Annotated in this window: 8 protein-coding genes and 1 pseudogene; 5 read left to right on the top strand and 4 right to left on the bottom strand. The window is 70.7% G+C overall.

The genetic code is table 11. The features are described 5' to 3' along the window. Nucleotides 1-720, top strand: a pseudogene (locus RT309_RS10580) (hypothetical protein); the annotation flags it as partial. Nucleotides 721-730: 10 nt separating this feature from the next. Here RT309_RS10580 and RT309_RS10575 read toward each other — a convergent pair. Beyond that, nucleotides 731-1,726 (bottom strand): asparaginase, encoded by a 996-nt coding sequence (locus tag RT309_RS10575; protein ID WP_313356873.1) that lies wholly within the window; start codon nt 1,724-1,726, stop codon nt 731-733. A gap of 40 nt (nt 1,727-1,766) precedes the next feature. On the opposite strand from RT309_RS10575, the gene RT309_RS10570 reads away from it, so the two are divergent. Continuing rightward, nucleotides 1,767-2,255 (top strand): OsmC family protein, encoded by a 489-nt coding sequence (locus tag RT309_RS10570; protein WP_313356871.1) that lies wholly within the window; start codon nt 1,767-1,769, stop codon nt 2,253-2,255. A gap of 2 nt (nt 2,256-2,257) precedes the next feature. On the opposite strand, the gene RT309_RS10565 is transcribed toward RT309_RS10570, so the two are convergent. Next, nucleotides 2,258-3,046, bottom strand: coding sequence for a lysophospholipid acyltransferase family protein (locus tag RT309_RS10565; RefSeq protein ID WP_313356869.1), 789 nt, complete (start codon nt 3,044-3,046; stop codon nt 2,258-2,260). A 128-nt stretch (nt 3,047-3,174) separates the two neighbouring features. On the opposite strand from RT309_RS10565, the gene RT309_RS10560 reads away from it, so the two are divergent. After that, on the top strand, nt 3,175-4,122 hold the full coding sequence (locus RT309_RS10560; RefSeq protein ID WP_313356868.1) for an FKBP-type peptidyl-prolyl cis-trans isomerase: 948 nt from the start codon (nt 3,175-3,177) through the stop codon (nt 4,120-4,122). Between the two features lie 61 nt (nt 4,123-4,183). Beyond that, nucleotides 4,184-5,266 (top strand): 1-deoxy-D-xylulose-5-phosphate reductoisomerase, encoded by a 1,083-nt coding sequence (gene dxr / locus RT309_RS10555; protein WP_313356867.1) that lies wholly within the window; start codon nt 4,184-4,186, stop codon nt 5,264-5,266. A 28-nt stretch (nt 5,267-5,294) separates the two neighbouring features. Here the strand turns inward: dxr and RT309_RS10550 are convergent, their stop codons facing one another. Further along, nucleotides 5,295-6,905: a UDP-N-acetylmuramoyl-L-alanyl-D-glutamate--2,6-diaminopimelate ligase gene (locus RT309_RS10550; RefSeq protein WP_313356865.1), complete on the bottom strand. Its 1,611-nt coding sequence runs from the start codon at nt 6,903-6,905 to the stop codon at nt 5,295-5,297. A gap of 86 nt (nt 6,906-6,991) precedes the next feature. Here RT309_RS10550 and RT309_RS10545 point away from each other — a divergent pair, with 86 nt between their 5' ends. Then, nucleotides 6,992-8,305, top strand: a complete 1,314-nt coding sequence (locus RT309_RS10545; protein WP_313356863.1) for a site-2 protease family protein — start codon at nt 6,992-6,994, stop codon at nt 8,303-8,305. A gap of 38 nt (nt 8,306-8,343) precedes the next feature. Here the strand turns inward: RT309_RS10545 and RT309_RS10540 are convergent, their stop codons facing one another. Next, nucleotides 8,344-10,224 carry a chorismate-binding protein gene (locus RT309_RS10540; RefSeq protein ID WP_313356862.1) on the bottom strand — a complete coding sequence of 627 codons (1,881 nt, stop codon included), beginning with the start codon at nt 10,222-10,224 and terminating at the stop codon, nt 8,344-8,346. Nucleotides 10,225-10,580: the final 356 nt, after the last annotated feature.

Here is a 10,580-nt window from a genome sequence, read left to right as displayed (position 1 = left end):
GAGCACGCGCAGCTCTTCATGAGCCGCTGGGAACTCATCGTGCGCGCCCGCGCCGGCGCGGTGATCACCGCCTCGCGAGCGTCGGGCCCGGTGGGCCGGCTGCTCGACGGACTGCCACGCCGTGCGCTGCTGCGGCTGAGCAGCAGGGTGGAGCACATCGCCGCCGGAGGAGAGTCCGCTGCGTTCGATCCGCATCGGCCGCCCGGGCGTGGATCGCTCGACGGCCGCGACGTGCAGCTCTGCTGGACCGATCCGGTCGCGGCCGGCGGCGAAGCCGCGGATCTCGGACCGATGGGCGGCGGATCCACCGGCAGCGGGCGACGGGAGGGCGCACGCCGGCGCGGCGCGGACGGCTGGCGGCTTTCGCACACCACCACCGGTGTGGTGACCTCGGCGGTCGAGGATACCCGGAGGGCACTCGCGCTCGCGCACCCGGGATGCCGGGTGATCATCCTCACCGAGAGCGGCTCGGGGGGGGTCGATCCGGAGGCCGAGGGTGCGCCGCTGGTGATCGTCGGGGATCCCGAGCAGTGGCGTGCTCAGTGGTCTCTGCTGCAGGGCATTCGCAGCGGCGGCGAACTCGTCGTCGCGGCCGAATGCGCGACGGAGCTGCGCCAGCTTGCCGGCGTGCGCGACACCCCGCCGTTCGCACGTCTCCACGAGGGTCGGGCGTGGGTCGTGGCGTCCGGTGGCAGGCCGCGGCGGGTGCGACTGATGTGAGCGCGCGGTGTCAGATGCCGGAGCCCGGGCGGATCATGCCGACCGGGTGACCGCCGCCGAGCACGTCGAGCGGGAGGGCCGTCGCCAGCGCAGTGACGTCCGCTTCGGTGAGTGCACCGGCACGCGCGAGCAGAGTCGCGGCGACGATCGCCGACGCGCGGCTGCTGCCGTCGAGGGTCTTCAGCGCCACGGTCGTGTTGTCGGGCGCCACCATCACCATCACACCTTCGGCGCCGTGCTTGGCGAACACGCCGAGCGTCTCGATGGCGATGGTGTCCGGCTCGCCGGGGCCGGCGATCGTCCACGGATTCTCGCGCACCGCGCGCACGAGGGCGCCGGCCACCCGGTGCAGGGCGAAGGGGGAGCGCTCGGAGGCGGAGCCGATCCGGTGGATCGCCCGGGCGAGGCCCAGCAGGGTGATCGCGTGCACCGGTGCACCGCAGCCGTCGATCGCCGTGTGCGCGATCTTCTCGCCGGCGAGGCGCTCGACGACGTCCCGGATGTGAACCTGCAGCGGATGCGCGGTGTCGAGGTACCCCTCGGTCGGCCATCCGGTCGCCACGCAGGCGCGGAGCATCAGGGCGTGCTTGCCCGAGCAGTTCATCCGCACGCGGGCCTTGTCGGCATGGTCGCGGATCATGTCGCGACGTGCCGTCGCGTCGGAGGGCCACGCCGCGGGGCATCCCAGGTCGTCCTCGTTGAGCCCGCCCGCGGAGAGCATCTCGCGCACGACCTCGACGTGCCGGTCGGTGCCGCTGTGGCTGGCCGTGCCGAGCGCGAGCTGCTCGCCCTCCAGCGTCGCGCCGGCTGTCACGCTGGCGATCGCCTGCAGCGGCTTCAGGCTGGAGCGCGGCAGGATCAGTGCGTCGGCGTTGCCGTGCTGAGCGACGACGTCTCCGTCGGGGGAGAGCACGACCGCGGCGCCCGCATGGCGGGATTCCACGAAGCCGTTGCGCTCCACGATCGCGAGTTCGACGGCATCAGCGATGGTGAGAGTCTCGAGCACCAGACAAGCCTAATGCGCCGCACGGTGGCAGACTGGCGCGATGGCACCCCTCGGCGAACACCACTACGCGCTCACGGCCACCTGGACGGGCAACCGCGGCACCGGCACGAGCGGATACCGCGACTACGCGCGCGACGTCACGATCGGCATCCAGGGCAAATCCGACCTGCTGGCGTCTGCCGACAAGCCGTTCCGCGGTGACCCGGCCCGATGGAATCCGGAGGACCTGCTTCTGGCGGCCCTGTCGGAATGCCACCTGCTGTCGTACCTGCACGCCTGCGTCACGGCCGGGGTCGTCGTGACCGAATACCACGACGAGGCCACGGGAGTCATGCGCGAGGACGGTCGAGGCGGAGGCGCCTTCGCCGAGGTGATGCTGCGACCGCGGGTGAGCGTCGCCGAGGAGTCCATGCTCGAGGCAGCACAGCAGGCGCACCACACCGCTCACGAGTGGTGCTTCATCGCGAACTCGGTGAACTTCCCGGTGCGCCACGAGGCGACCGTGCTGGTGGCGTCCGAATCCGCCTGATCTCAGCGGCGCTCGTGGGGGAGCGCCTGCTTGATCTTCTCGATCGGCGTCTGTGCGGGCGGCTCGTTGTACACGCCGGCGAGCTCCTGCTCGCTCAGCGCGTGGATGGCGGCCATGATCTCGTCGGTGGCCAGTCGGCGAGCTCGTCCGCTCGTCGCCGGGCCATGCCTGGACACATCGATCGGCGTGCCGAAGCGAACAGTCACCCGCTCGCTGAGCACGGGCATCTTCGCGCCCCGCGGCATCACCCTGTCCGTGCCGATGAGGCCCACGGGGACGACCGGAGCGCCGGTCTGCAGGGCCAGGAAGGCCACGCCGGTGCGTCCCTTGTACAGCCGGCCGTCCGTCGAGCGCGTGCCCTCCGGGTAGAGCGCGACGGCCAGGCCGTCGTCGAGCAGCTGGCGCTGCTGGTCCAGCGCATCGAGAGCGGCCTGCCCCGCACCGCGGCGCACTGGGATCGCGCCGACCGAGGTGAAGAAGTCGCGCGAGATCGCGCCCTTGAGTCCGGTGCCCTCGAAGTAGCTCGACTTGGCGAGGAAGTGCACCGGCCGCGGCGCGGCGATCGGGATCGCCATCGAATCGATGAACGACAGGTGGTTGCTGGCGAGGATCACCGCACCGGTCAGCGGGACGTTCTCGCGGCCTTCGATGCGCGGCCGGTAGACCACTCGCGCCACGGTTCCGGCGATCATCCGCCCGACTTTGTACTTGAACCCCGCACGGCGCGGCGACGGATGCGCCGGCGTCTCCGATTCGGGATCCGCGGGGGTGACCGACTGCTCAGAACTCACCGGGAGAGCCTATCCCCGGTTGCATGCCGGTCGCGGAATGACGCTGTGTCCTGATCGCGCGTTCAGCATCGGCAAAGCCGGGTGCGTCAGGATGGGGTCTCCCCGTTCCGCGAATTCGAGGTCTCATCTTGCGTCTGCGCCCCCTCACCCTTGCGTCCACTGTGGCCGTCACCGCACTTCTGCTCACCGGATGCTCCGGCGCGAAGGATCCGGCGACGTCGCCCGACTCGAAGGGCAGCACCGACGCCTGCGCGCAGGTCGCTTCCCCCGGCGCGCTCACCGACAGCGTCGACGTCAGCGGCGAGTTCGGTCAGCCCGCCGAGATCACGGTGGAGAAGGACCAGAAGGTCGACGACGTGCAGCGCACCGTCATCTCCGAGGGCAAGGGCAAGAAGGTCAAGGCGGGCGACTACATCGCCTACGCGATGAGCGCCTTCGACTCCAAGACCGGTGATCACCTCGGCGACATCGGGTATGCCGAGGGCGAGTTGCTTCCGCAGGACGCGCTGGCGAACCAGGCGCTCGCCGAGGCGGTCGGCTGCGCTCCGGTCGGCACCCGCGTCGCCTTCGCGCTGCCTGCATCCGAGGGCGCGGATTCGCAGCTGTACATCATCGACGTGCTCGACACCGTGCCCACCGCGGCGTGGGGCGAGAAGCAGAACCCCGTCGACGGGATGCCCACCGTCACGCTCGCCAAGGACGGCGAGCCCGACGTCGACGTCCCCACCGGCGACGCTCCCGACGAACTCACGATCTCAGTGCTGAAGCAGGGCGACGGACCCGAGGTCGTCGACGGCGACACCACTCTGCTGCAGTACTACGGCGTCGACTGGGAGAGCGGCGAGAGCTTCGACTCCTCGTGGTCGCGGGGCGCGCCCTACGCCGCACCGGGAAACACCTACGTCCCCGGCTTCGTGCAGGCGCTCGCCGGCCAGAAGGTCGGCTCGCAGGTGCTCGTGGTCATCCCGCCCGCGCTCGCCTACGGCGAGGACCCCGAGGGTCATGAGCTCGGAGGCAAGACGCTCGTCTTCGTCATCGACATCCTCGCGACACAGCACGCTCCCACCGCGCAGTGATGCGCTGAACGAGAGGGCGGCGATCCGGCAGGGTCGCCGCCCTCTCGCATAGGCTGACGGCATGCGTCGCGTCATCGTCCTCGGCTCCACAGGCTCCATCGGCACCCAGGCGCTGGATGTGATCAGGGGAAACCCCCGCCGCTTCGAACTCGTCGGCATCGCGGCGGGCAGCAACGCCGAACTGGTCGCCGAGCAGGCGGCGCATTTCCAGGTCGAGCACACCGCTCTCGGCGCGGCCGAGGCCGAGCAGCTGGTGCGCGACGTCGAGGCGGATGTGGTGCTCAACGCCATCACCGGCTCGATCGGGCTCGGCTCGACGCTCGCCGCCCTCGAGGCGGGACGCACGCTGGCCCTGGCCAACAAGGAGTCCTTGATCGTCGGCGGCGAGCTGGTGCGCGCGGCAGCAGCTCCCGACCAGATCGTGCCGGTCGACTCGGAGCACTCCGCGCTGGCCCAAGCGTTGCGCTCCGGCACGCGCGCCGAGGTCAGAAGGCTTGTCGTCACGGCATCCGGCGGGCCGTTCCGCGGCCGCTCCCGCCGAGAGCTGGCCGACGTCACCCCTGCTCAGGCCCTCGCACACCCCACCTGGGACATGGGACGGATGGTCACCACGAACTCCGCGACGCTCATCAACAAGGGGCTCGAGGTCATCGAGGCGCATCTGCTGTTCGACGTGCCGTACGACGACATCGAGGTGGTCGTGCACCCGCAGTCGATCGTGCACTCGATGGTCGAGTTCGTCGACGGCTCGACGATCGCGCAGGCGTCTCCCCCCGACATGCGGCTGCCGATCTCACTCGGACTGGACTGGCCGCATCGCGTCGGCGGGGTCGGACGGCCGCTCGACTGGAGCACGGCGACCAGCTGGACCTTCGAGCCGCTCGACGACGAGGCGTTCCCCGCCGTCGCCCTCGCCAAGGCGGTCGGCCGCGCGGGCAGCACGTTCCCCGCCGTGTACAACGCCGCGAACGAGCAGGCGGTGCACGCGTTCCACGACGGCCGGCTGTCGTTCCTCGGCATCGTCGACACCGTGCGGCGGGTCGTCGACGCGCACGATGCCCCGGAGAAGCTGACGATCGAGGCGCTCGACGACGCCGAGTCCTGGGCGCGCGCCACGGCGGATGCCCTGATCGCCGCGTCCTGATCGCCGCGCGCCGAGCGCGCCCGACGGCTCAGTCGGCGTAGGGGACCGGCCAGTGCGAGTCGGGTGCCGGCCACCCGGCGGCGATGAGCGCACGACGGGCCAGCTCGCGGGCCGAGTAGGGCGTGCGCACGCCGCGGATGTCGCGGTAGTCCTGGTGTCCCGGTCCCGCCCAGAGAATGGCATCCCCTTCGCCGACCAGCCCCACGGCGGTCACGATCGCGTCCTCCGGAGGTGACACCTCGTGGATCTCGGCGTCCGGTCGCGCGCGACGGGCTCCTTCGACGAGGGTGGCGCGGATCGACGCCGCGTCCTCGAACCGCGGATGGTGGTCCGTGATCACGAGGATGTCGCTGCCCTCGACGGCGGTGCGGGCCATGTCGAAGCGCTTCGTGGCGTCGCGGTCGCCGTCGGCGCCGAACAGCATCAGCACCTTGCCCGGGGTGACGCGCCGCACGGCGGCGAGGGTCTTCTCGAAGGCGTCGGGAGAGTGCGCGAAGTCGACATACACCGCGGGACCGGTCTCGCCCGAGATGAACTGGGTGCGCCCGGGCAGATGCGCGACGACGCGCCCGTCGCGGTCGAGCGCGTCGACGATGCGCTCCCAGTCGTATCCGCCCTCCAGCAGCATGACGATCGCGAGCCCCGCGTTGGCCGCCATGTGCGGTCCGATGACGGGCACGACTGTCGACAGGGTGCGCCCCTCAGGGCCGGTGAGGGTGAACGCGGTGCCGCTGGGACGCTCGTCGTCGACCGAGACGACCCAGTCGGCACGGGCGGCGGCATCCGGATCGGCGGCGATCGCGGGCGTGCCGACGGTGACGGCGGGCACGGTCGCGCGCTCGACGACGATCGATCCGGATGCCGAATCCACACTCACCACGGCGCGGCGCGAGCGCTCGGGGGTGAACAGCGGCAGCTTCGCCTCGAAGTACTCCTCCATGTCGGCGTAGTCGTCGAGGTGGTCGTGCGAGAGGTTGGTGAACCCGGCGACGTCGAACATGATGCCGTCGACGCGGTGCCGCGACAGCGCCTGCGCGCTGACCTCGACGGCGACGGCCTCGACCTCGCGCTCGCGCATGAGGGCGAGCAGCGCGTGCATCTCGGATGCCTCGGGGGTGGTCAGGCGCGAGACGATCACCTCACCGGCGATGTGGCGCTCTGCGGTCGACGACAGACCCGACACGACCTCGATCTGATCCAGCAGACCCTGCAGCAGGTGCGACACGCTCGTCTTGCCGTTGGTGCCGGTGGTGCCGAACAGCAGCGGCAGCGGGTCGCCCGCACCGGTGCCGTACACCCAGGCGCTCAGCGCGCCGAGCACCCCGCGCGGGTCATCCACGACGACGACCGGCAGGCCTGCAGAGGCGGCGATCTCTGCGCCCGCCTCGTCGGTGATCACCGCGACCGCGCCCTTCTCGGCAGCCGTCTGCGCGAACTCCGCGCCATGCCGGTTCACGCCCTGGATGGCGACGAAGGCCTCGCCCGCACGGAGGTCGGCGGTGGCGAGGGTGATGCCGCTCAGCTGCACGCCGGCGATGTCACCGCGGACGTCTCGAGCGAAGCGTTCGGCCAGCTCTGTCAGCGCACGACGGGGTGGGTCGGCCGGACGGAGCACAGGGGGCAGCGATGTCGTGGTCATATCCCGTCCATGATCTCACGGGGCCCGGAGGCTGCCGGCGTGCGGGGATCCAGGGGATTCCTCAGCGCTGGCACTAGCGTGGACGGGTGGAGATACTGCTGTACCTGGGCGGCATCGTGTTCATGCTGATCGGCCTCGGCCTGTCGATCGGGCTGCACGAGGTGGGGCACCTGCTGCCCGCGAAGCTGTTCGGCGTGCGCGTCGGGCAGTACATGATCGGCTTCGGGCCGCGGCTGTGGTCGAAGCGGATCGGCGAGACCGAGTACGGGTTCAAGGCGCTGCCGCTCGGCGGCTTCATCTCGATGTCGGGCATGTACCCGCCGTCGGCGAAGAGCACCCCCGCCCGGGGGCTGTTCGCCTCTCTCGTGCAGGATGCCCGCACGGCCAACGACGAGACGATCGCGGACGGCGACGAGAGCCGGGTCTTCTACCGCCTGCCGGTCTGGAAGCGCGTGATCATCATGCTGGGCGGGCCGGCGATGAACTTCATCCTCGCCATCGCGATCTTCACGATCATGGCATCCGGAATCGGCATCCAGCAGGCGAGCACGACCGTCGCCTCGGTGACCGAGTGCGTTCTGCCCGCGGGCACGACGCAGCAGAGCTGCGCGAGTGACGATCCCGCCGCTCCCGCGGCCGAGGCGGGTTTCGAGCCCGGCGACGTGCTCGTCAGCGTCGGCGGCGAGAAGGTGCAGACCTTCGCCGACGTCTCCGCGATCATCCAGCGCTCGCCGGGCGAGCGGCTGGAAGTGGTCGTCGAGCGCGACGGCCAGCGGGTCGATCTGTCGCTCACCCCGGTCGCGGCGCAGCGCGGAGAAGTGGATGCCGAGGGCCGCCCGGTGCTCGATGATCAGGGCGAGCCGGTCACACGCACAGTGGGATACGCGGGCATCTTCGCGCAGAGCGAGTACGTGCCGCAGCCGATCGGCACGGGCCCCGAACTCGCGATGCAGCAGACCGGAGCCGTCGCCTCCCTCGTGATCAACCTGCCCGAGAAGCTGTGGAACGTCGGCGTCTCCCTCGTGACGGGAACCGAGCGCGACCCGAACGGCCCGCTCAGCGTGGTCGGGGTGGGTCGCCTGGCCGGTGAGGTGGCGGCGACGGATGCCCCGGTCCTGAACCGCCTCGTCGTGCTGATGAACCTGCTCGCGGCGCTGAACATCGCCCTGTTCGTGTTCAACCTCATCCCTCTGCTGCCGCTCGATGGCGGCCACGTCGTCGTCGCGCTCTGGGAGGGTCTGAAGCGCACCTGGGCGAAGATCACGGGGCGTGCCGCCCCGAAGCCCGTCGACGCGACCCGGCTCGTTCCGGTGACCGTCGTCGTCGCGGTGCTGCTGATCGGCATGGCTGCGCTGCTGATCGTGGCCGATCTCGTCAAGCCGATGAGCCTGCTGGGCTGAGCCTGCCCGGCTCCGCCTGACGGGCTCAGCCGCCGGCGTCAGGTGAGGGCGTGGGCGGTGAGCCGCTCCAGAGTCTCCAGGCCGTCACGCGACAGGATCGACTCGAGGTGTCCCTGCACCGACGCGAAGCGCTCGCCGCGCAGCGCGTAGACGTCGCCGGTGGAGGCATCCGCCGACACCTCGGCATCCGTCACTGCCGTCGTGCCGGGCGCGACCCGGGCGGTGTAGGTGTTGTAGAAGCCGACCGATGCGTCCTGCTCGAAGACCGGAACCGTCTTCTGCACCCCCTGGTGCGGTGCGTCGAGCGGAACCAGGTCGATGCCGAGCCGGTCGGCGAGGATCTGATGGCTCAGGCACACGGCGAGCAGCGGTGCTCCCGCGTCGCAGCGTCGAGCCACGACCTGCTGCATGCGCGCGATGCGCGGCGAGGCGGTGTCGCGGGGATCGCCGGGCCCGGGACCGGCGATGACCAGGTCTGCGGTGTCGATCGCGCTGTCGGTCACGGCGTCCCACGAAGCGATCTCGACCTCGAGCCCCAGGTGGCGCAGCTGGTGGGCGAGCATGGTGGTGAAACGGTCCTCGGCGTCGACGACGAGCGCGCGGTGGCCCGCGAAGCGGCCGCCGGGATGGGCATCCTGCGGCTGCATCCAGAAGTCCGCGAGGCGGGTGTTGCGCGATGCCAGCAGAGCGGCGATCTCGGGATCGTCGGCGAGCCGCACCTCACCCGGCGCATCGTCGTCTCGAGCCTCGGCCGCGCGGTCGCGCTCGATGGCGCCGATCGCGCCCAGCACACCCGCCGCCTTGCCGTGCGTCTCGCTGACCTCGCCGTGCGGGTCGGAGTGGCGCACGAGCGTGGCGCCGACGGGCACGCGCAGCCGTCCGTGGTGGAGGTAGACCGTGCGGATGAGGATAGGCGCGTCCAGATCGTGTCCGCCCTCATCGTTCGGGGTGAACAGCGCGGCCACGCCCGAGTAGTACCCGCGGGGGGACCGCTCGTGCCTGCGGATCACCGCGCACGCGTTCTGCATGGGCGAGCCGGTGACGGTGGGCGCGAACATCGTCTCGCGCAGGATGTCGCGCGGGTCGAGGCGACTGCGCCCGCGCAGCATGTACTCGGTGTGGGTGAGTCGCGACATCTCCTTGAGATGCGGGCCGGTGATCCGGCCGCCGTCCGAGCAGACCTGGCTCATCATCTTGAGCTCTTCGTCGACGACCATGAACAGCTCCTCGGTCTCTTTGGCGGACGAGAGGAACTCGCTCAGAGACTCGCGGGTCGCGCCGCCCGCCGGGTGACGGAACGTGCCCGAGATCGGATTCATGGTGACGATGCCGTCACGAGCGACGACATGCGCCTCTGGGCTGGCGCCGACGGCGATCTGATCGGGGGTGACGACCGCGAACGTCCAGTACGCCCCGCGCTCGTGCGCGAGCAGGGCGCGGAACCAGGTGAGGGCGGCCGTGCGGTCGTCGGCCTCGAATCCCGCGCGATAGTCGCGCCGGATCACGAAGTTCGCCCCTTCGCCGTGGCCGATCTCGTCGGCGATGACGCGCTCGACGATCTCGGCGTAGTCGTCGTCGGAGATGTCGAACCCGCCGTCGTTCAGCACGATCGGGGCCTGGGGGAGCACACCCATCAGCTCGGCGCGGTCGAGCCGGAGGTGCTCGGTGACGACCAGGCAGCGCAGGGGGGTGCCGTCGTCGTGCGCCTCGAATCCGCGCTCGCGCACCTGGCGGTAGGGGACCATGGCGAACACCTCGCGGGCGCCGTCGGAACCGTCGAGCGGGATGTCGGCCAGACGGTCGATATCGACGATGTCGCCGGTGAGCAGGTCGATGCCGCCCTCACGTGCGATCAGCACGAACGACGCGTCGTGATCAGCCGTGAGCTCTGCCAGTCGGGCGAGCGGAACTGCGGTCATCGGGGTCTCCTCGGTCGGGGATCCGGTGCGGGCAAGAAAAAGACCGCCCCGGAAGGCGGTCTGATCTCGTGGGTACGCGAATCACCGCCTAGAAGGCGGGCCACCAGGTGCGGGTCGCGGACATACCGTGAAAGTAGCACATCGTGGTGCGGGCGATCGGGCGCGTGACGCCGCGCGCAGCCGCTTTCGCTCGCAGAGACAGCCGCTTTCGGTCTCCGGTGCCGCACTCGATCGTCAGAAGGGTGGCGGAGCAGCGCTGCGGAAACCGGTGGGGGTGATGGCCTGGACGGTGCGGTCGGGGCGGGTGCGGTAGCGGATGCGGGTGCGATGTCGCAGGGTGTGATCGCGGGGGCAGA

Origin of the sequence: Microbacterium sp. (assembly GCF_032084865.1) — a bacterium.
In the GTDB taxonomy this organism is placed as follows: Bacteria; Actinomycetota; Actinomycetes; order Actinomycetales; family Microbacteriaceae; genus Microbacterium.
Note: the sequence above shows the minus strand (reverse complement) of the source record. Positions and strands in the feature narration are given on the sequence as shown.